Here is a 22436-nt window from a genome sequence, read left to right on the forward strand (position 1 = left end):
ATAACAATTGGATAGAGGGGTAGTCATAGGCATGATTCAAATATTGTTAGTGGATGATCATCCATCTGTGATGGAAGGGACTAAAATGATATTAGAGCAAGAGGGAGACATGAAGGTTACTCTAGCTAATTCAGCGAATGAAGTGCTTGAAATGGTGAGTAGTCATTCCTTTGACGTAATGTTATTTGATCTTCATATCGCGGATGTGAATGGGATTGATTTGGCGAAGCAAGTATTAACAATGAACGCGGATGCGATTATCTTAATCTACACCGGATATGAATTTACTAACAAATTTAACCTGATGATCGAATCGGGGATCTTTGGTTTTATCTCAAAAACAACCAATAGAGAGCAGTTGATTACAGCGGTAAGATGTGCATTAAGAGGGGAAGTCATTCTACCGCGGACCTTAGTCAAGCAGTTAAGAAAAGTACCGCCTAAAGGATTAGAAATCAATGATGAACAAGCAACCTCCATGATTAGCAAAAGGGAACATGAAATGCTGACGGAAATCGCAAAAGGAAAAAGTAATAAGGAAATAGCGGAGATTGTGCTTATGAGTCAGCGGTCACTAGAATATAGTTTAACGAATTTGTTCCAAAAGCTAAATGTGAAATCTAGAATTGAAGCGGCTATTAAAGCTAAACGGCTCGGAATATTGAAGGAATCAGATTTTACTAATTCATTGTGAAAATACGTAACAACCCTATAGATTGAAATCCCGATCACTAGATAGTGAGGCGGGATTTTTTGTTTTGCGCGTCATTGCGGAGGTGCGCAATAATTTTGCGTGATCACGCTATTTTTTTTCGGTTACCATATTCTGCTTACCGTTTATGATGAAATAGTTCCTAAGAATTACTAAAAATTGACTAACGTAATGAGGTGCAGAAGGATGAAATGGTTTTATAATTTGAGAACAGCAGTGAAGCTAATCTCAGCATTTGTGTTGGTATCAGTCATTTTATGCTTTGTAGGATTCTATGGAATAAGTAATTTGAGTAAGATGGATGAGTCCATCGAGGATATGTATAAAAATCGCTTAACACCGATTGCCTATCTCGGTGAAGCGAATGAACTTTTTTTAACGAATAGAATAAACATCCGGGATATAAATACGATGGCCCAAACCGAGGTGAAGAAAAAAGAATATCGGGATAAATTACATAAGAATGTCCAAAGCATTGAAGACATCATGAGTAAATATAGTAAGACAAGATTGAGAGAAGAAGAATTAGAGAAAATGAAGGATTATCCTGAGATCTGGCAACGCTATACCACCAGCGTGGATCATGCAATTGAATTGGATAAGAAGATCATTAGTAATGAAGAATATACGAATTATTTGCTGACAGGAGATTTACAGCTGGCCACTACAGAGATGACGGATTTCTTGCAAGGTTTAATTGACATCAATATGAAGCAGGCACAGGAATCCAGTGATACTGCCAATGAATTATATCAATCCTCTCGGTTGATTACCTTTAGTGTTACTATCATTGCACTTTTAATCAGCGTGGGTTTTGGCTATCTAATCTCGCAAATTATAGCACGGCCTCTTAATCAAGTGATGCGCCTGCTAGGTAAAGTAGCCAATGGAGACTTAAGCGAAACTTCGAATCTAAATTCTAAGGATGAGATCGGAAAACTTGCGAATTCTGTGAATGAAATGGTTCTGAACTTAAGACATACTGTGGGGGGGATTTTATCCTCTGCGGAAAGTGTCTCGGCGGCAGCACAGCAAATATCAGCAAGTACTGAGGAAGTAGCTAGCGGCAGTATGAGTCAAGCCACTGCAGCGCAATCGATGAATGAGTTGTTCCGAGAATTGTCTGAAGCGATTAATTCAGTAGCTCAGAGTGCAGAGCAAGCCTCAGAACTGTCAGATCATACGATGCGTATTGCTCAGGATGGAGGTGCGGTGGTTACTGACTCCATTCAAGGGATGACGTTACTTAACAACCAAATGTCTAGACTAGAAGAAGGCTCAGATAAAATTGGCGAGATCATTGCGGTCATTGATGATATTGCAAAACAGACAAATTTGCTGGCTCTTAACGCAGCTATAGAAGCGGCTCGTGCAGGTGAACAGGGCCGAGGTTTTGCCGTTGTAGCGAATGAAGTAAGAAAGCTAGCAGAGCGGAGCAGTGAGGCTACTAAGCAAGTCACGGACATAATTAAAGAAATGCAAAAAAATACACACCAAAGTGTGAATGCGGTAGTCGAAGGCGTAGCTTTTTCACAAAAAAATGGGGAAGCCTTTGATCATATTCTCTCTATGGTGAACGATACCGCTCATAAAGTAACAGAAATCGCTGCTGCCAGTGAGGAACAGGCCGCGCAGTCATCAGAGGTGTTGTACTCGATTGAGAGCATATCGGCAGCAACGGAAGAAATGGCGGCAAGCAGTAGTGAAACGGCAACAACGGCTAATGCATTAGCACAGCTTGCGGAGGAACTAAATGCACTCGTATCTATTTTTAAAGTTAAATAAACCGTGTCATGGGGATCATCATTGATAGGAGAGGAGAAGTAGTGCAAAAGTTAAAGGTGCTCGTTGTAGCTACTTCAGTAATGATGCGTAAACAGATCTCGAACCTTATTGCGGAGGATTCAATTATCGAGGTCATTGGAGCAGCTCGAAATGCATCCGAAGCGGTTAGCATGGTTCAAGAACTCAGGCCTGATGTCGTGACGATTGATATAGAAGTGCCGGAATTGAATAGTTTAGTAGCGCTCTCTAGTATTATGTCACAACGTCCAACCCCTATCCTTATCCTAAGCTCGGGGTCAAAGGATGGAATAACAGCAACCATCACAGGTCTACAGAACGGAGCAGTGGACTTTATATCCAAGCCCACTCAAATCCATGGACCTGATTTATCCCAAATAAAAGACGAGCTAATATTCAAAATTAAACAAGCTGCTCAAATTCCTTTGAGAACCCTTATCCTTAACAATATTACTGTTTCGAAAGTGATGATAGGACTACAGGCAGAAGACAATTCTAAGAACGGATGTACGGATGAATTCGATCAAATCGTAGCCATAGGATGTGGAGTTGGTGGTCCGAAGGCGCTTGAAAGCGTAATTAGCTCGCTCCCGGCAAACTTCCCATATCCTTTATTAATCGTTCAGCATATGCCACCCAAGTATACGAAAGTATTAGCAGAACGATTGAATCGATTCTCAAGTGTACGGGTGGTTGAGGCGAAAGATGATCAATTGGTACTTGGAGGAACGGCATATATTGCACCTGGTAATTGTCATATGACTGTAGTTCAGCAAGGGCAAGTATGTAGAATCAAACTTCACAAGAAAGCTCCATTGAACGGATACCGTCCATCCATTGATGTATTGTTCGAATCGATTTCTGGACTGAAAAGCTTGAAGCAGCATTTGATTCTAATGACGGGAAGGGGAAACGATGGCGCAAGAGGCATGCTGAATGCCAAACAAGCTGGCGCCCAATCTACCCTTGTAGAGTCGCAAGAGACTTCGATTGTAAATGAAATGCCTGAAGCGGCGGTTGAGCTCAAGTGCGTGGATTATGAAGTTCCTTCATTTTTGTTAGCCTCGAAGATTATGGAGGTTACGGGGATGTTGGACGAACAAATTTGATGAATAAATTATTACCATAGGCGTTGGTAGGAGGAAAATCCACCAACGCTTTTTTATGTAAACCTAGGGTTTCATCCCAAGTGGGGATAAAAATTCTATAGATTTATTCCATGTTGACACCTACAAATGATAACGATTATCATTTGAGTTGTGAATGGCTTTATTTGTATTGGCGAAGAAGGAGAGGCTTTCGATGGCTTTAAAAATATTGAATTTGGAGATTCATGATCTTTTTGAACAATTTACAGAGCGGATAGAAGGGCATGTTGAGCACAACCAGTGGGAACAACGTCTTACCATACCCTCGCATATCGGTCAGGGAAGCATTACGCGTACGCGAATTCGTCCAGGTATGGAGATCATGTATACGGATATAACTTACGAACAAGATATGAAGCTCTACATTCAGGAAGCTTGTCCGTTGTTCGAACTAAGCTATAACGTGAGTGGAGAAATCTATTGCGAATGGAACGGCAAGGAAAGTCATACGGAGAAACAAACAGGCAATGTTCTTTTTTTAGAGGATGTTCAGGTGTATGAAGAGAAAAAAGCTGGGGTCTCCAATCAATTGTTAGAAATACGGCTAGCTCCTAGCGAACTGCTGTATTATGCCGGAGATCTAGCGGAGAAACAACAGATGGAGACCTGGCTTAAACATCATCGTGGAAATATTGACCGTTATCCTGACACTGCGGCGATTCGAAAATGTGTCTTTGAAATGATCCATTGTACATATCATGGAACATTGAGACGATTATATATGGAGAGCAAAGCGCTTGAATTTATCGCTTTATTTGGGGAGTCCGATGGTTACGGCTCTATGAGCGGGAGTATGACGTTCCGGCCTGATGATATTATAAATCTAAAGCGGGTACATGAGTTGGTGCAAATCCATTTCGAACAACCGCTGTCCATACGTGAGTTAGCCAAGCGGGTAGGCATCAATGAATTCAAGCTAAAAAAGGGTTTCCGTGAGTTATTTGGCATGACGATCTTCGAGCTTGTTCGTATAAAGCGGATGGAGAAGGCGCTTTGGTACATGGAGGTAGAAGGTTTGAATATAGGAAAAACAGCCGTTTCGGTCGGATATAGTAATGTCAGCAATTTCACGACAACCTTCCGTAAGCACTATGGCTGCAATCCAAGCGAGTACTTAAAACGTATCGAACAACAGACTTTGGAGCGAAATAGGATCTAGAAGGATTTGTACTTATAGATGGCTTCAAGCAGTAGAACATAGGGTTCGGAATCGAACACTATATTCTGCCTGCTTGAGGTTTTTTTGTGTTTGCTCCCTTATCAAGGAGTAAACCTCCCTTAACAGGTAGAGAAAAAGACTATTCTAATTGATAATCATTATCATAGATTTCATAAAGAGGTGGTAATACAATGCAAGGAGTTGATTCGCGACGTTGGTATGCGCTATGGGTTATTCTACTTCCAACTTTACTCATTTCATTGAATACTTATATGATTCAAGTCGCCCTTCCATTAATGCAAAATCGCTTGAATGCGAGCTTCTCTGAAGCACAGCTTATCGTCACCGGATTTTCGCTAGGATTAGCTGTGGCGTTGATCATTAGTGGAAAGCTTGGGGATGTATACGGCAGAAAACGAATGCTGATTATCGGAGTGAGTGGATTTACGATTATGGCAGTGTTGGGTGGTTTGACCTCAGATCCGACACTTCTGATTGTTATTCGCATCGTACAAGGTATGGCAGCTGCGCTTGTCCAGCCTCAGGTTTTGTCTACACTTCAGGTCAGCTTTCTGCCAAAGGAAAAAGGGCTTGTTTTCGGTATTTATGGTGCAATGATTGGCATTGGATTCGCTTTCGGATTTATTCTCGGAGGCACTATTGTGAATTGGAATCCGTTCGATCTCGGTTGGCGAACGGTATTTTTTTTCAATGTGCCTTTCGGACTTCTCGTCTTGCTGTTAATGCCGATTGTTCCTGAAACACGGGCCGAGCAGACGCACAGTATTGATTGGACGGGAAGCTTCCTACTACTGATCGGTTTGTTTCTGCTGATCTATCCGTTATCTGAGGGACAAAAACAAGGGTGGCCCTTGTGGATCTCAGGCTGTCTAATTATAGCTTTATTCGTGTTGTTTACTTTTATCTGGGTTGAAAATCGGAAAGGAAAGCAGGGGAATTGTTTATTAGTCGATCTGTCTATTTTCAGACATAGAACATTTAGTATAGGTCTGGCGACCGTGCTTGTCCTTTATCTAGGCTTGTTCTCCTTCTTTTTTGTTTTAAGCTACTATATGCAATTTGGCTTGCACTATAATGTTCAAGATACAAGTTTGGTTTTTTTGGCTATAGGTATAGGCTTTTTTCTGACTTCCCTGATATCGTCTCGAATGGTCAGAAGATGGGGGATGAGTGTACTTAAAATAGGAGCGTTGATGATGGGATGCTCTAGTTTATTGCTTATATGGGAGCTAAATGTGGATGTGACGCATCTACTGGGCGCACGAAATATTTTAATATTATTGATATATGGCTTCGGTCTCGGAATGGCTACTACACCATTAGTCAACGTCACGCTCAGTTCAGTACCAGCAAGGATTACGGGCACAGGATCAGGTCTGATCACTACATTTATGTATTTAGCAAACTCGTTAGGGGTGGCTCTAATCGGTATTTTGTTCTCCACTTCGTTGAAACATTCTCTTTTGGAAGCAGATTTATCGGATTATGTAAGGGCGTTTTCCTTCTCACTGGCAGCTATCGGAGGACTTGCTTTTACTGGTTTTGTTTGTCTTTGTTTCTTGCGAGAGCGGAAATGATAGAGGAGGAATCAAGTTTTCTTGTTCTGTGAGCAATCTAACAACCGTTCTCTTCACTTAGTTTTATAGTATTTACAGGAATAACATAATTCCATTTAATGTTAATCCGCCAAGCTATGAAGGGGACGGTGCGAGCATGCCTATTCTAGAGGTAGAGAATCTCTCAAAAGAATATAAAGACAAGGGCAAAATGAATGTGTTTCGGGCGCTAAACGGCATAAGCCTGAGTGTGGATAGCGGAGAGCTTGTTGCGATTATGGGGCCTTCGGGGAGTGGTAAAACGACGCTGCTAAACATCCTTAGCGGGATCGACACGGAATATAGTGGGGTAGTCCGGATTGCAGAGACTAGTATAAGCGAGATGTCTAAGAACGAGCTTGCACTGTTTCGCCAGCAGCGAATGGGGTTCGTTTTTCAAGATTACAATCTGCTGGATAGCCTGACCCTACGGGAAAATATAATGGTGCCCATGGTTCTGGATGACCAAGAGGGAGACGACATCAATACCAAGACAGATGAGACGTTATTGCTCTTTGATCTGGGCGAGGTGAAGGATAAATATCCGTATATGGTTTCAGGAGGACAGCAACAACGAGCGGCGATTAGCAGAGCGATTATTAATGATCCAGAGGTGATCTTTGCGGATGAGCCGACGGGGAATTTGGATTCCAAATCCTCAAGTATAGTGATGAAGACCTTCGCCAAACTGAATGCTCTGAAAGGAGCAACAATTGTGATGGTCACACATGATCCTTTTGCGGCCAGCTATTGTAATCGCGTGCTCTTTATCAAGGATGGGAAGGCTCTATTAGAGATTACTAGGGACAATAAAGAGCGGAGAGCATTTTTTGATAGGATTCTGGAGAGTCTGGCCTTCATTGGAGGGGGAGAAGATGACCTTTAGGAGAATGGCTATTCAGATTTTTAAGGCGAACCTTAGAAGGTATTTGTTATTTTTCCTATGTAGCAGCTTTACGATTATGGTCTTTTTCGCCTTTTACTCCCTGTACACGAACCCTGATTTTAATGACCCCTATCAAGTAAATGGAATGGTGTCTGGTAATTTATATGCTCCTTTCTTGGTTATGAGAGTGTTTGCTGTTCTATTTATTGTATATGCGCAAATGGCCTTTTTGAAATTTAGAAAAAGCGACTTTGGGCTGTTAATGGTGCTTGGAATGACGAGCCACAATATCCGTAAAATTATTTTGTTAGAAAATAGCATGATCGCATTAGCTTCGATTCTCACGGGTTTAGGTGCAGGGTCGGTCTTCTCCGGTCTTTTCTTCTTCATCATCTCGTTGTTTGTTAATATAGGGGGCAGTTCTTTTTCACTTACACTGGAAAGTTATCTGTATACCATTAAATTCTTCGGGATTATTTACATAGCTGTGATTGGAATACAATTAATATTAACGCTGAGATACAACATTGTACGCCTTTTAAAAGAATCCAGAACCGCAGAACGTAGCCTTCTTCATGGTAAAATCACAGGGATCATCGGAGTCGTACTACTGGGGATCTCCGTTTATGATATGATTACTCATTACAGTCCTGATGATGCCCGTATGATGTTAATCAATCTGGGAGTAAGTATGGTGGGTGTCTATTTGCTGCTGTCAGGACTTGGGGACTGGATGAAACTTTTTATATCGCGATCAAGCAGAACCTATCACAAGCACCTGCTGTTTAGTTCCAATTTGATCTATACCCTTGGTCGCTCCAAAATAGTGCTTTCTCTTATCACCTTCCTCGTCTTCATCACGATTTCTCTAAGCGGTATTATTTTTTATTTGACCTGGAATGCTGAGGATATTCCTGTTGCAAACAATCCATATGATATTGCCTATTCAGAAGTATTCGGAAAAAATAGTATCTCACCAAAAATACTAAGCGAGATCACGGATCATGGCGCCACGCCGCTGCTTTCACACCAAAAGCTGGAGTATATCGACTTGTTTAATTTCAAAATATTTCTGGACCAGAATATAAATGCATTAATCGGCAGTGATTATCATGTGGAGAAAGATCACTTTCTTAATCTTGCCTTAGTTGCTCGAGGAGAAGAATGGAAGAATCAAAGACCAGAGATGCCCACCTTCGAAATGAAGCTTTCTTCCGGGAATCATACGTTGTACTCACAAGGACTTATATTTAAAATGCTATTTAACCCTGTGCCGAATCTTATGAATGGTCTTCATGTTATTGTAAACGAAGAGGACTATATGGCGCTGAAAGCGGAAAATAAAAAAGCGATCGGTAACCTTCAGCTCCTGAATTTTAAGGATTGGAAAAAAACTGTGGATATAGATGCTAAGTTAAATGCCGCTTTAGCCAAATATAACAAAGACAATACAGAGTCCTGGTATGGCAATGAACGGCAAGAGGCCCTCGTATTCTCTACGAAGTCTAGAATAAGTGACTATCTACAGTTACAGGAGTCTGGCCGATTTGGAATCTTCGTAATTTCATTTGTTGGTTTAATATTTTTCGGCGCCTCCGGGATAGTGCTGCATTTCAGTATTCAAACCGATTTAGAGCGTGAGAGGATCAAATTCAGGAAGCTGAATAAGATTGGAATTACTTCTAAGGACGTGGCACGCATTATAGGCGGCCCTTTAAAAGTGCTGTTTTTTCTCCCGTATGCATTAGGTATTGCATTGTCTTCTTTTTATGTTGTTAGTTCTTCCAGAGTTGAAATGTCTACAGCTCTGGAGCCGATGTGGTTTTGTTTGTTGGTAGGCGGAGCGTATCTTTTATTTCAAGTCCTTTTTTATCGTATATACACCAAATTATACACTCGCAATATGCTGGCTCATATCGGACTGCTTGATGTTCCCACAACGAATAATACAAGATGTAAATTTAATTCCAATTATGATAATATTAACAAATAAAATCGTGGGGGGATTCCATTTGAAAAAGATTTTTTCCAGAATTGCAGTCGCATTAATGATCTTGATCCTTGTTGCGATAGTCACTTGCTTTTATATTGGTGAATTCACCTATGCGTATGGATTAATTTTGGTGCTGTTTTTCGTATTTGCGGGGATGGGGCAGCTCTATAAGCTTAAAAATGATGAGTATATGTACAAAAAATTAAATAACACTGATGAGTATAATGAATATACTAGATGATATAAATTTAATAGAAACTTCTTATGTATAACCAAAACACCCCACTTTAGGCGATGCCTAATAAGTGGGGTGTTTCTTTATGTGTCTATTCTTATTTCTTACCGTTGCGCTCAAGAATCATATCAACGAACAGATCGATTTGTGCGGTAATGGCAATAGGATCATAGCGATAAAAAGTATCAAAATCGTTGTAGAACAGATGGTCGTTCTTCGCAGCAGCAAGTCCGTTCCAAACGGGCGATTCCTTCAGCTCTTTCAGCTTATCACCTTTTTTATCAGGATCATAAGTAGTTAGGAACATGTAATCCGCTGCATATTCTGGCAACAGCTCCATGGATAGCTGCAGTGTTTGGTTGTCATTGCTGTTCTTAGTAGGCATTTTCAGCTTAAGTGCATTATAGAGGGCTTGTCCACCACGGCCTGCATTGTTACCGAAGGTCCATAGCTCACCTTTGTCAGTCAGCTCATAAATTCCGAATGTATCATTTTCATTCACGACACCTTTAAGCTTTTCGCGGCCTTCAGCAGCCTTTTTCTCAAAGTCAGCAATGAATTGCTCAGCTTTATCAGGTGCTCCTACAATATCTCCAAACAGTTTTACGGTTTCATAGATGTTCGTAGCAGTTCCGTATGGAATATGAATGGTTGGAGCGATTTTGGATAAAGCATCATAGTTGTCATCGTACATAACTACAATTAGATCAGGTGCAAGTTCTAGTGCTTTCTCAGCATTGACTGGAGCACCAACATCTTGTGTGTTTTTGAGCAGGTCTTTCAAGAAGGGGTTATCAAAAGTACTAGGTTCAACGCCAATGACGTTAGCTCCAACGGAGAGTAATTCCCCACCATAATAATCTGTAACGATCCGCTGAGGTTTAACTGGGATTTGAACAGTACCTTTAGTAGTTTCATAGCTGCGCATTTCGGCAGCGGAAGCATCAGGAACAGCTGTTGCCTCTACACTCGGGGCTGTTGTTGCTTCAGTTGTCGCTGTTGGTGTATTAGATGAAGCCTTGTTGTTTCCCCCGCAAGCCGTCACAAATACAGACAATAACATTACGAGTGCCAGGATGGGGAAAAGGGTCTTTCTTTTTAGCATGGTAAACCTCCCTAAGTATATGTACCAAATAATAATGAGAATCATTATCATCATTATTATCAATTTGAACTGTATCAAAGCTTAGAATTTCTGTCAATGCAATAAATTAAATGGTACCAATTAAATCTATCTATTGCCAAACCTAGGAAATGTAATTTACAATAGTCTAATGATAATGAGAATCAATTTCACAGAAATAGGGTGGCATTCATGAATCAACAGATAACTACCAGGATAGGAGCCGATAAAGGAGTAGTTAAACGAGAATTTCGTTCACGTCCTTGGGCGGCAACATTAATCTTGGTCGGCGGTCTGGCGCTATTATTATTAGGAATCGCTGTTTCCGTCTCCTTCGGTGCAGCAGATATTAAGCTGTCTGTGGTATGGTCAGCTGTGTTTCACTTTGATCCGGAGATCATGGATCATCAGATTATTAGAGAATTAAGATTACCTCGTGTACTTGGCGGAGCAATGATAGGGGCTAGCTTTGCAGTTGCAGGTGCCATTATGCAAGGGATGACGCGAAATCCATTGGCTGATTCAGGTCTGATGGGTATCAACTCAGGCGCAGGATTTGCGCTTGCACTATGTTTTGCTTTTTTTCCAAATTTATCGTTTATGTATTTGATTCTATATTCTTTCGTGGGTGCCGGCGTAGGCGCGGGTGTCGTATACGGAATAGGATCACTTGCTAAGGGAGGATTAACTCCTGCTCGTTTGGTGCTGGCCGGTGCTGCTTTTAGTGCACTTTTGTCTGCGCTGAGTGAAGGGGTAGCTTTATATTTTCACATCGGTCAAGATTTAGCCTTCTGGTACGCGGGAGGTGTGGCTGGAACGAAATGGATCCAACTCAAAATCATGTTCCCTTGGATAGGGGCCGCTTTAATTGGTGCAATGGTAATCTCTCGATCGATCACGATGCTCAGTTTAGGTGACGATGTTGCGAAAGGTCTAGGTCAGCGTACAGGGCTTGTGAAGTTGGCAGGTGCATTAATCGTATTGATTTTGGCTGGATCATCGGTTGCAGTAGTTGGTGCAGTTGGTTTCATTGGACTAATTATTCCGCATTTGACACGATTTTTTGTGGGTGTCGATTACAGATGGATTATTCCTTGTTCAGCGATCCTCGGCAGTCTACTTGCTGTATTTGCAGATTTAACTGCGCGGATGATTAATCCACCTAATGAAACGCCACTTGGCGCTATTATTGCACTGATTGGTGTACCATTCTTCCTTTATCTTGCACGTAAAGAAAGGAGGGAGCTGTAATGATGGAAAAGACGACATTCGGTTCCTTCGAAGCCGCCAAAAACAAACGGGGCTTAATTATCATGATTTCGTTGGCTGTACTAATTGTGATTGCTTTTATTATTAGTATGAATACAGGTTACATACGTTTGACTCCTATGGAGTTGATTAATACATTGTTCGGTAAAGGAACCGACAAGCAGGAGTTAATCTTGTTTCAGTTTCGGCTGCCACGTATTGTGATTTCCGTTCTAATTGGGGCAGGTCTGGCTGTATCCGGTGCTGTGATGCAGGGCGTCTTTCGTAATGCGTTGGCGGACCCTGGTATCTTAGGGATTAATGCTGGTGCAGGAATTATGGTTATGCTGTTGATCTCTTTTTACCCTACGGCAACCGCGGCTCCAGTGTATCTGCTGCCAATGGTAGCGTTCGTCGGTGCGGGGCTTACAGCTGCCTTAATCTATGCTCTAGCTTATAAACGGCACCAAGGAATATCGCCTATGCGTCTACTGTTGACTGGTGTAGCTGTCGCAGCTGGGATGAGTGCAGCTATGATCGTGCTTACGCTAAGGCTTGATCCAGAAAAATACCAATTCGTCGCGACCTGGCTAGCAGGCAGCATTTGGGGAACAAGCTGGAAGTTTGTACTGTCACTCCTACCGTGGATTCTTATTCTGGTGCCTTATGTCATATATAAGGCAAGGGTGATGAACGTACTGAATCTAGGGGAGCAGACCGCTGTGGGACTTGGTGCCGCAGTAACGAAGGAACAATTTCGGCTTCTTGCGGCTGCGGTAGGATTAGCAGCAGCGAGTGTCGCTGTCAGCGGTGGAATTGGTTTTGTGGGATTGGTCGGACCCCATTTGGCGAGACGGTTAGTTGGGCCTAAGCATCAACTCATGCTTCCAACTTCGGCACTGCTTGGGTCACTACTCGTTATTACAGCGGATACCATTGGACGCTGGATCCTTCAGCCGTCTGAGATTCCTACGGGTATCGTTGTAGCTGTAATTGGAGCACCATACTTTTTGTATTTGTTAGCCCGTACGAAATCTTGATGAAAGTAGGCTGATCTCTCACCAGAAGGAGCGAATTATTAACATGTTGCGTCGTTTTTTTGCTTACTATAGGCCCTATAAGGGATTGTTTATTCTTGATTTTTCTTGTGCTATTGCTGCTGCACTACTTGAACTGGTCTTTCCGTTAGCCGTTAACCGGGTAGTAGATGATCTGCTGCCAAGCGGCAATTGGAGATGGATACTCTATTCATGCCTCGGCTTGCTGGGGATATATATTGTCAGTGCCTTTATGCATTTTGTCGTCACTTACTGGGGGCATAAGCTGGGGATTAATATCGAATCGGATATGAGAAAAAAGCTTTTTGACCGAGTTCAGAAGTTATCTTTCAATTTCTTTGACAACAACAAGACCGGCCACCTAGTATCCCGGATGACAAATGATTTGATGGACATCGGTGAGATTGCCCACCACGGGCCAGAGGATCTCTTTATAGCAGTAATGACGCTGCTCGGTGTGTTCGGCATTATGCTCAGTATCAATTGGCAATTAGCTATTCTGACGTTTGTAATCGTTCCGCTTATGATTTATTTATCCATGTACTTCAGCCGGAAAATGTCTAAAGCCTTCCACATCATGTTCGCGGACATTGCTGACTATAACGCACGCGTGGAGAACAATGTAAGCGGGATCCGCGTTGTGCAAGCTTTTGCTAATGAGAATCATGAAATTTCCCGTTTTGCGGTCAATAACGAACGCTTCCGTATAACAAAGCTGATGACCTATCGAATTATGGCTTGGAATTCATCCTTTAGCTTTGTTCTCATGAAACTGGTCTCGTTATTTGTTCTCGTATGCGGAACATATTTTGTAATCCAGAAGCAAATGACCTACGGTGAATTTATTGCTTTTGTGATGTTGTCCAATGTATTTTTAGGACCATTACAACAGATTAACTCGGTCATTGAGACCTATCCCAAAGGCATTGCAGGTTTTAAACGTTATCTCGAACTGCTGGAGACGGAGCCGGATGTTGATGATGCGATTGACGCTAAGACAGTTCATGATCTTAAGGGGAATATAACCTTCCATGATGTGGCTTTCGCCTACAGCGATAAAGAGAACATACTCCAAAATGTGAATCTGTCGATTCAAGCAGGAGAGACCGTTGCTCTGGTCGGTCCATCTGGTGCGGGTAAGACAACGCTTTGTAGTCTACTACCTCGCTTCTATGATGTAAGTGAGGGTAACATTAGCATTGATGGAATTGATATTCGTTCCATGAAGCTTGAATCTCTTCGTTCACACATCGGGATTGTACAGCAAGATGTATTTCTGTTTGACGGAACCATCCGTGAGAATATCGCTTACGGGCGGTTGGGTGCCTCCGATGAAGAAATCTGGGAGGCTGCACGGCGCGCCCAACTGGAAGAGCTGATCAAATCCCAGCCTGCTGGGCTGGATACTATGATCGGGGAGCGGGGCGTTAAGCTCTCTGGAGGTCAGAAGCAGCGGCTATCCATTGCCCGGATGTTCCTGAAGAATCCAACGATTCTCATTCTAGACGAAGCCACTTCGGCGTTGGATACCGAGACGGAGTCCGCAATTCAGGAAGCACTTGCGGAGTTGTCACAAGGTCGTACGACGCTTGTTATTGCTCATCGATTGGCAACGATCAAGAATGCCGACCGTATTGTTGTTGTTGCGGAAGGTGGTATCGCTGAACAAGGCAGACATGAAGAACTGTTACAGACTACCGGAATTTACAGTCGACTACATGAGGCACAGTTTGGAGCGTAAGAAGCTAAGGGCATCAATAGAATATACTTTTGGAGGGACATAATGAACAATCAACTGGAATTATACGATGTAACGATTATTGGCGGCGGACCTGCTGGGATGTATACAGCTTTTTATAGTGGAATGAGAGACCTCAAGACGAAGTTGATTGAAGCGAAGGATGAGCTCGGAGGAAGAATGCTTATTTATCCTGAAAAAATGATCTGGGACGTAGGCGGAGTAACGCCGACTCTCTGTCATCAGCTGATCGGGCAGCTCAAGGAGCAGGCGCAGACCTTTGAACCCACCATTGTGCTGGGACAGCAAATTATGAATCAAGAGAGACAAGAAGACGGGACATACATCTTAACCTCGTCTACCGGGGAACAACACTGGACACGAACCGTTATTCTGGCAATTGGCTACGGAATCCTACAAATGGCTAAGCTCGAAATCGAAGGTGCGGATCGCTATGAGGTGACGAATCTTCATTATACCGTTCAGGAGCTAGAGCCATTCCGTGGCAAAAGAGTGCTGATCTCCGGCGGAGGAGACTCTGCAGTAGATTGGGCAAATGAACTGGAGTCCATTGCAGCAAGTGTAACGATTGTGCACCGTCGTGAACAGTTTGGGGGTCATGAGAAAAATATTGTGCGGATGAAGGAATCTTCGGTCAATGTCCGCGTGCCCTATGCAGTAAGCCAATTACACAGCAGTAATGGGGAAACGATAGATCAGGTGACGATCAACCACATAGAGACAGGTGAATCAGAGCAATTTGAAGTGGATGCAGTGATCGTAAACCATGGTCTTAAGAGCGATTTTGGTCCGTTAAAAGAGTGGGGCCTTGATATGGGCGAATGGTGTGCGAATGTATCTGATAAGCTGGAGACCAATCTCCCAGGCATATTTGCAGCTGGTGACTTTGTGGATTATACAAGTAAGGTACGTTTAATTGCCGGTGCTTTCACCGATGCAGTTCTGGCGCTTAATAGTGCCAAGCTGTTCATAGATCCAACTGCGGCTAAAGTTGCTTATGTTTCTTCTCACAATGAGCGGTTCAAAGAGAAGAATAAGGCGCTTGGTGTCGTTGACGACCATTAATAGCGGTAAATTCTTAAGGAATAGGTTTGATTTTAATTGTTGAGCGTATAGGGCTTCTTATCCATTTCGAGCGGAGAGAAGCCTTATGCGCCTTCTTTATATTTCAAGGTTTAATAGCCTGATGATCTGGAAGGGAGCAGAAATGAAGCTATCTAATAATAACCCGGTTCACAGAATTTATATGTTAAAAGAGGCTGGGAAACGCCAATGCGGTGGTGGTCATATCAGTAATCTCCAGATTGCCCAGTCCCCACTCTTCCTGACACCAATAGAAGCTACCGTTCTAATAATCATTGAAGGAGAGACAGTAGCTCTTAAAATAGGTGAAATTCTTTTTTTAAGCGCAGGTGCGACTTATCATATTAATGCTCCATTAGAGTCCGTTATCTCTGTTCTAGCAATCTCCTATGAGGTATATGGGCTAAGCAATAGCACTGAGCAAGAATTGGTCTATGGACTTTGCCGTGAATTTTTTCCGGTCAATGGGATCTTACCAGTACGTACGACGAATAAAATAACCCGCTTATTCAGCGAATTGGAAGACGTTGCTGCCAATAATTTAGAAGCACAGGCAGATAGAATTCAATCCTTGCTGCATCAGCTGCATCAACTGGTTGTAGAGGCTGATACTGAAGCAGACATTACGGATAGTTCATATTTCAGAATGCTCTCTTATATTCACCAGAACCTCCAAAAGGAGATTACGCGAGAGATGATGTCTAGAATGATGGGATTTAATCCTCGCTATTTCTCAGTATGGTTCCGCAAGCAGACGGGCTGGAGCTTCACCGAATATGTAGCTCATTTAAGAGTGAATAAAGCGAAAAAATATTTGATGTCCAGCCAAGCAACAATACAGCAAATTTCTCAAAAAGTAGGCTATTCAGATGGACTATATCTGAGCCGGAAATTCAAGCAAGTCACCGGGATGACTCCAACAGATTTCCGTTTGCGTCCCAAACCGAAGCGGATAGTAGCGTTGCAATTTTTCGGGGATTTACTTGCGCTGGGATTGAAGCCTGTCGCGGTTGAAAAAGATGTGATGAACTACTCATTGCTTTTACAGCCGGAACTGGCGGATGTACGATCGTTTGAGTTGCAGGGATGTTCGGCGGAAGCGGACTTGTCTGGACTGGAAGCTGATATAGTCATTGCACCGACCTATCTGAGCCCCCGTCAGCTTAAATGGATGGAAAAGTTGGGTCCACTAGTTACGGTGGAATGTGATGAAATGGACCGCTTAGAACAGATTCGTTTATTCGGCAGACTGCTGGGAGAAGAGGAGAGGGCAGAGGCATGGATAAGGCACTATCATTTGAAAATAGATTTGGCCAAGCAGCGCTTGTCCTCACTAATTGAATCTGGTGAAACGGTAGCGGTGTATGAGATTAGGCAAGATAACAGTATTTATATCTGGAATCATACAGCCCGAGGTGTGTACAATCTGTATCCAATGCTAGGGTTAGCTCCGCCGGACAAGGTAAGGTCAGATGTTCTGGAGCGGAATGATCATCTATGCATCTCACTATCGGAATTGCCAATATACGCGGCTGACCATATGTTTGTGGTTGTATCAGGACGAGAGGACTGGATGTCGAGAACACGTAAACGCATTAGCAAGAGTGTGGTTTGGCGCAATCTTCCAGCATTCAGGAATGAACGCATATATTACCTCAAGCTTGAGGAATTTTGGGGCAGCGAAGGGCTTGCACTCGAACGTCAGTTGGAGATACAGACAGATTTGTTAATCGGCCATAAGTTAAGCTGACAATCGTCCATAGCCAAATTGATGTATTAGCGTGTATATATGTTTTCCCACGGAGACGTTATATTAAACATGAATCTAAATGATATTGATTATCAATATCACAATAATATAAAGTCTCAAGGGGGATTTACATTGTACAGAGTAATATCGTTAGGAAAAACAAGTATGATAGCCGTTGTACTTACGCTGGTGCTAATGTTGAGCGCATGCGGACAAGCTGCTAATCAGGGGAATGCTCCAGCTAGCACGTCTGCTGAAGTGGCTAAAAGCACTAATGATTCTGTAGTTGCCAGCACGGAGCCGGCTGCTGATGCAGAGTACTGGACATACGAAAGCGATAAAGGTCCGGTGCAGATCCCACGCAATCCACAAAGAATTGTAATTCCGGTACAAGACTTTATCGGTGATCTTCTGACGCTGGGGGTGACGCCCATTGCCGTAGCTGGGAATGACATCTTGAATCATCCATATTTCAAAGAGGCGCTTACAGGTGTAGAAGTAGTGGGTGATGACATGACGGTGTCCCTGGAGAAAATAACGAGCCTGGAACCGGATTTGATTATCACTTATCAGGAAGATACCTATGAGCAAATCTCCAAGATTGCTCCGACTGTCTTTATTCCTTGGGGCAAATACGACTATAAGGAACGATTGATCGAGATCGGGAAAATCTTGAACAAGGAGCAGCAGGCTGTAAAATGGGTGGCGGATTTCAATCAGAAGCTGGAAGCGAAGAAAGCGGAATTGGCCGATCTGATCGCAGCTGATAAAAAGGTGGCAATCTTTGAAATTGCCGGTAAAGAGCTGTATCTATACGGTTCGTCATATGGGCGTGGTGGAGAGATTATATACAACGGATTGGGGCTGCATGCACCTGATCTTGTCGAAGAGGTAGCCTTTAAGGAAGGCTGGGCTTCCCTTTCTCTCGAAACGCTGCCCGAGTATCTAGAAGAAGCTGATTATATATTCCAAGGCTTCAGCCGTGGTGTGGAGCAGGATAAACTGGACATTCTGGACAGTGTCTTCTGGCAAAGTTTACCTGCTGTTAAGGCGGGTCATGTGTTCACTTACGATCTCAAAACTTATTATCTCTCTGATGCTTATGCGCTGGACAAGCAGCTGGATGAGATAGTCACGTTGTTGAAGTCCCTACAATAAGTTAAATTTGAAGCGTGAGATAAAACTACTCACAGATAAAACGCCTTTAGATGCTTATAAGTTATCTTAGTAGGAATTTTGTACAACAATAAAGGGATGTCCGCTTAGCCGCTATGGCTTCGGACATCCCTTTTTCTCATGCATTATTTATTATTTATTAGCCAATCGGCCAGCTCTTCGGTCTGGGTTAATACCGCGATAGGGTCATAATACCAGGAACGTTCTTCTTTCCAAACATAGAGGTGTCCATTTTTGACTGCAGGAAGGTTGCCCCAAAATGAATCAGCCTTGTAATCAGCTTCTGTAAGGTTATTTGAGGTTAAGATAATATAATCTCCGGCATATTTAGTTAATGCTTCTTTAGAAATTTCCGCCCATTGCTTCTCCATAATCTCCGCTGCTACTTCTGTAGGCGGCTTGCGACCAAGCGCTTGATAGATGGGCTGTCCGCCTCGGCCAAAGTTATCGCCATAGACCCAGATGGATTTTCCACCGTCTTCCATGATGGAGAAGGTTGCATCTGCCGGGAGGGCCTTGTCCACTTTTGCTTTAGCTTCGGCTATCCGTTTGTCATAATCTGCAAGCCAATTCTTTGCTTCTTGTTCCTTTCCAAGGAGTTCTCCGAAATAGGTTAATTCTGCATGAGCATCTTTTAAATCCCCGTAAGGCACAATGATGGTAGGAGCAATTTTGCTAAGCGTTTCATAGCTTTCTGCTTGTCCCGAAATAATCAAGTCAGGATTTAGTGCGATGATTTTTTCAGGTGACATTTTACCGTACGCCCCTGTGTCTGTAACACCGGTAAGAGCCTCCTTATAATACATATTCTCTAAGGTCAAGCCTGGAGCTCCGATAGGAATGGTATCAAGAGCTATTAGACTTCCCAAGTATTCCTCAGCGACAATTCGTTTAGGATGAACAGGGATTTCAACATCACCTTTTACGGTACTTACTGTCTTGACAGTAGGGGTTTCAGCACTTTCTGCTTCTTGATTAGTTTCGGTTGGTGCTTGTGTTGCTGCTGTTGTATTACTGGTACCACCTGTATTCTCCACCGTAGTATTGGAATTTCCACAAGCTGATAGGACTAGAATTAACGTCAGCATGAAGGGAAATAGAAGCCAATGATTCTGTTTCGAAGTATTCTTTTGTAGATTATGCAATTTGTTGTTCCTCCTATGGTAATTGATTATCATTCTCAATAAGAACTTTACAATCTTCTCTGGTTATTTACTATGGACGAATATGATCTTCGTTTGTGCATATTTATGATGTCATCACATGCAGCAATTCTTTAAGCTGTGCTTGAGAAGACAGCGGATCAAATCCATAGAACATGTCACCCTGGTTCAGGATGTATACCCGATTGTTACGGACTGCATCTAACTGCTTCCAATCACGAGAACGCAGAAGGCGAGAGAGGCGTTTTCTTCCCTCAGAAGATGATGGGATACTAGTGATAATAATATAGTCTGCAGGATAGGTTCCGATTTCCTCAATAGAAGACACTAGATACCCTGAATCCATTATTCCGTTCTCCATAATGATGGATGGTGGCTTGAATCCAAGATCTCCGTACAAAATCTGACATCCCCTACCGTAACTGCTACTGAAACAATAAGCTGCTCGGGAACTAAGCTCCCAAACGATAGCTGTCCCTCTTTCCGATCCTATCGAATGATTCAGTTTCTTATTGGCAGTATGGCAGAGCCCATCGTAATGACCTAACCATTCTTCTGCTCGCTGTCGCCGGTTGACTACATCAGCGATCAAACCAAATTGCTCTCGCCAGCTCATTTGCATAAAGGGTAATTCAATGACCGGAGCAACTGGAGTCAGCATCTTATTCTCAGGAATATTGTAGCTGATAATGATATCTGGCTTTGCTAAAGCTATCGAATCAAATAGAAGGGAAGAGTTACCTTCGTTCATCGTAAGTTGTTTGGAGGCTGGCACTTGCTCTAAGCTCCGATGCCAATCCGAATAAACACCGAGTTGAGGCATAATTTCCAGTACCCGTAGGATAGCTGTGTGATTGTAGTTTAAAGCAACAATTTTTTTGTTCTTGTTCTGATAGGCTGTAGGTGAAAGACCCACAAGCTGCTTGAATTTACGGCTCAGATAAGTTCCTTCTTCATAACCAACCTCATGCGCCAGTGTTGTTAGATTTGGGGAACTGGTGAGGATTCGCTGCTGTGCTCTGCGGATTCTTAACAGTGTAATATAAGCGCTGAAAGTTTGGCCCATAATTTTACGAAAGGTACGTGAGAAGTGTTCAGGGCTTACCCCAGCTAACGTAGCCATCTGCTCCCGAGTAATATCTTCGTTGTAATGAGCTTCTATGTATTCAAACACATTTTCAATCCAGCTTCCTGACGTCTCCTTTTTTGCAGCCAATTCATGATGAAGATCCACGATGAATTGAGTGAATAATTGCTGGACCTTAAACGGTTTCCGATCATCAGGTTCTATCCAAGCACTGTAAAGCTCACCAGACAGTGCGATCAATTGTGTGGAGGCGTGGTGTAAAGCTGGGCTGCCATTTAGAAAATAATGCTCTTGCCTATGGTTGGGCATACTGGTGTACTCTATCCACATCCCCTGTAACTGTTGCTCATTCTCTAGCTTCAAATTTGAAGTTGCAGCAAAGATCATGATGCTTCCGGATTCGAGGCTATGAAGTTCGCCATCTATCTCAAGCTGACCTTTACCTTCCCAGACAAACATAATACAGGAATTCGTAGCTGGGATGTTATCGGTTGCGTAGTGGGAAAGACTTGTTAGGCTACTAATCTTAACAGGCATATAAAAAGGATGGGAATGATGTGGCATCCCGCCGGATTGGATGGGCATGGTAGAAATCGCTCCCTTTTCAATGATAATCATTCTCAATTATAGTATACCAGTCTTTCTTTCTATTGACTATAATGGCTCTTATGATAGTGTTTAGAATAATCCGCTAACGAATATTTTTAGGTATGAAAGGAATGGGGATTTCATGACAACTTGGAATTTACAAGGAACCGTAAGTCACTTGTTGATATGTAATGGTAGCAGCTGCAAGAAACATAAAGGTGAAGAGGTAGCTGAAGCGATAGAAGATGAGATTGAAAAGCAAGGTGCACAGAGTCTTATACATACGACGGTAACCCGTTGTAATGGTAGATGTTCAGATTCCTGCGTCGTGATCGCATACCCTGAAGGCGTGTGGTATAAAGAGATCACACCTAAATCAGCGAAATCGCTAGTACGGAAGCATTTACAGGGCGAGAGACTTGAAGATCATCTGCTGTACACATATGATGGTCAGCTGATGGCTGCAAATGACAAGGGAGCTAAAGGGAAGAAGAAAAAATAGCTGTCCACTGATCGAAGGTTCGCAGCTAAGTGAAATCTAAGTAGAAATGATTGAAGTACCGTCAATGCGCTGGCGGTATTTTTTTGTCTTTTCAGGAAAGCAACTTCGTTTCTTTTTGTTTAGTAGAGGATTATGATTGAATGAAAGGAAGATCTGGGGGGAATAGACATGTTTAAGAGGTTTACAGTGGATGATCATGCAGAAACGGCGCAGTTGTTTGCGGAATCTTTTTGTGAATTACATGAAGAAACTTTTCATACATATATGATGCTTGCGACTGAAGAATACAGTACTACGATTGCAGAATTCATGGCGTAGCAGATGCCAAAAACCTGGATTCTAACAAA

The 22436-nt window shown here is 42.7% G+C and carries 19 protein-coding genes; 16 read left to right on the plus strand and 3 right to left on the minus strand.

Translation table 11 applies throughout. The features are described from left to right. Positions 1-31 precede the first annotated feature (31 nt). The 8 genes from NSQ29_RS05140 (at position 32) to NSQ29_RS05175 (ending at position 9558) form a co-directional block, all read left to right on the plus strand. Positions 32-694 (plus strand): response regulator transcription factor, encoded by a 663-nt coding sequence (locus NSQ29_RS05140; protein ID WP_339242807.1) that lies wholly within the window; start codon positions 32-34, stop codon positions 692-694. A gap of 204 nt (positions 695-898) precedes the next feature. After that, positions 899-2497 carry a HAMP domain-containing methyl-accepting chemotaxis protein gene (locus NSQ29_RS05145; protein WP_341124497.1) on the plus strand — a complete coding sequence of 533 codons (1599 nt, stop codon included), beginning with the start codon at positions 899-901 and terminating at the stop codon, positions 2495-2497. A gap of 41 nt (positions 2498-2538) precedes the next feature. Next, complete coding sequence (gene cheB, locus NSQ29_RS05150; protein ID WP_341124498.1) at positions 2539-3624, plus strand: chemotaxis-specific protein-glutamate methyltransferase CheB; 1086 nt, start codon at positions 2539-2541, stop codon at positions 3622-3624. A 193-nt stretch (positions 3625-3817) separates the two neighbouring features. Beyond that, positions 3818-4822: a helix-turn-helix transcriptional regulator gene (locus NSQ29_RS05155; protein WP_042190346.1), complete on the plus strand. Its 1005-nt coding sequence runs from the start codon at positions 3818-3820 to the stop codon at positions 4820-4822. Positions 4823-5013: 191 nt separating this feature from the next. After that, a complete protein-coding gene (locus tag NSQ29_RS05160; RefSeq protein WP_341124499.1) occupies positions 5014-6420 on the plus strand; it encodes an MFS transporter in 1407 nt (468 codons plus the stop codon). A gap of 136 nt (positions 6421-6556) precedes the next feature. Beyond that, positions 6557-7324, plus strand: coding sequence for an ABC transporter ATP-binding protein (locus NSQ29_RS05165; protein ID WP_341124500.1), 768 nt, complete (start codon positions 6557-6559; stop codon positions 7322-7324). Then, complete coding sequence (locus NSQ29_RS05170) at positions 7314-9317, plus strand: ABC transporter permease (RefSeq protein ID WP_341124502.1); 2004 nt, start codon at positions 7314-7316, stop codon at positions 9315-9317. Before NSQ29_RS05165 ends, NSQ29_RS05170 begins: the two co-directional genes overlap by 11 nt. 19 nt (positions 9318-9336) lie before the next feature. Further along, positions 9337-9558 carry a hypothetical protein gene (locus tag NSQ29_RS05175; protein WP_339266252.1) on the plus strand — a complete coding sequence of 74 codons (222 nt, stop codon included), beginning with the start codon at positions 9337-9339 and terminating at the stop codon, positions 9556-9558. A 91-nt stretch (positions 9559-9649) separates the two neighbouring features. On the opposite strand, the gene NSQ29_RS05180 is transcribed toward NSQ29_RS05175, so the two are convergent. Next, positions 9650-10657 carry an ABC transporter substrate-binding protein gene (locus NSQ29_RS05180; protein WP_341124503.1) on the minus strand — a complete coding sequence of 336 codons (1008 nt, stop codon included), beginning with the start codon at positions 10655-10657 and terminating at the stop codon, positions 9650-9652. 210 nt (positions 10658-10867) lie between these two features. On the opposite strand from NSQ29_RS05180, the gene NSQ29_RS05185 reads away from it, so the two are divergent. From NSQ29_RS05185 to NSQ29_RS05210, 6 genes are all read left to right on the plus strand, one after another. Then, positions 10868-11926: a FecCD family ABC transporter permease gene (locus NSQ29_RS05185; RefSeq protein ID WP_042190334.1), complete on the plus strand. Its 1059-nt coding sequence runs from the start codon at positions 10868-10870 to the stop codon at positions 11924-11926. A gap of 2 nt (positions 11927-11928) precedes the next feature. Next, entirely contained in the window at positions 11929-12963 is a 1035-nt protein-coding gene (locus tag NSQ29_RS05190) for a FecCD family ABC transporter permease (RefSeq protein WP_042194295.1), read from the plus strand. 43 nt (positions 12964-13006) lie between these two features. Further along, positions 13007-14722, plus strand: coding sequence for an ABC transporter ATP-binding protein (locus NSQ29_RS05195; protein ID WP_341124504.1), 1716 nt, complete (start codon positions 13007-13009; stop codon positions 14720-14722). 42 nt (positions 14723-14764) lie between these two features. Continuing rightward, entirely contained in the window at positions 14765-15805 is a 1041-nt protein-coding gene (locus NSQ29_RS05200) for an NAD(P)/FAD-dependent oxidoreductase (protein WP_042190330.1), read from the plus strand. A 142-nt stretch (positions 15806-15947) separates the two neighbouring features. Continuing rightward, positions 15948-17573: a helix-turn-helix domain-containing protein gene (locus tag NSQ29_RS05205; RefSeq protein ID WP_341124505.1), complete on the plus strand. Its 1626-nt coding sequence runs from the start codon at positions 15948-15950 to the stop codon at positions 17571-17573. A gap of 132 nt (positions 17574-17705) precedes the next feature. After that, the gene (locus NSQ29_RS05210) at positions 17706-18731 is read left to right on the plus strand and encodes an iron-hydroxamate ABC transporter substrate-binding protein (RefSeq protein WP_339266245.1); all 1026 of its coding nucleotides are present in this window, start codon (positions 17706-17708) and stop codon (positions 18729-18731) included. A 143-nt stretch (positions 18732-18874) separates the two neighbouring features. Here the strand turns inward: NSQ29_RS05210 and NSQ29_RS05215 are convergent, their stop codons facing one another. Both NSQ29_RS05215 and NSQ29_RS05220 read right to left on the minus strand, forming a co-directional pair. Further along, positions 18875-19894 carry an ABC transporter substrate-binding protein gene (locus tag NSQ29_RS05215; RefSeq protein WP_231573322.1) on the minus strand — a complete coding sequence of 340 codons (1020 nt, stop codon included), beginning with the start codon at positions 19892-19894 and terminating at the stop codon, positions 18875-18877. A gap of 103 nt (positions 19895-19997) precedes the next feature. Next, complete coding sequence (locus NSQ29_RS05220) at positions 19998-21617, minus strand: AraC family transcriptional regulator (RefSeq protein WP_341124507.1); 1620 nt, start codon at positions 21615-21617, stop codon at positions 19998-20000. Positions 21618-21729: 112 nt separating this feature from the next. On the opposite strand from NSQ29_RS05220, the gene NSQ29_RS05225 reads away from it, so the two are divergent. Continuing rightward, positions 21730-22089: a (2Fe-2S) ferredoxin domain-containing protein gene (locus tag NSQ29_RS05225; RefSeq protein ID WP_042190321.1), complete on the plus strand. Its 360-nt coding sequence runs from the start codon at positions 21730-21732 to the stop codon at positions 22087-22089. Between the two features lie 168 nt (positions 22090-22257). Continuing rightward, on the plus strand, positions 22258-22407 hold the full coding sequence (locus tag NSQ29_RS05230) for a hypothetical protein (protein WP_188114656.1): 150 nt from the start codon (positions 22258-22260) through the stop codon (positions 22405-22407). Positions 22408-22436 lie beyond the last annotated feature (29 nt).

Origin of the sequence: Paenibacillus sp. FSL F4-0236 (assembly GCF_038000135.1) — a bacterium.
Taxonomy (GTDB): Bacteria; Bacillota; Bacilli; order Paenibacillales; family Paenibacillaceae; genus Paenibacillus_AQ.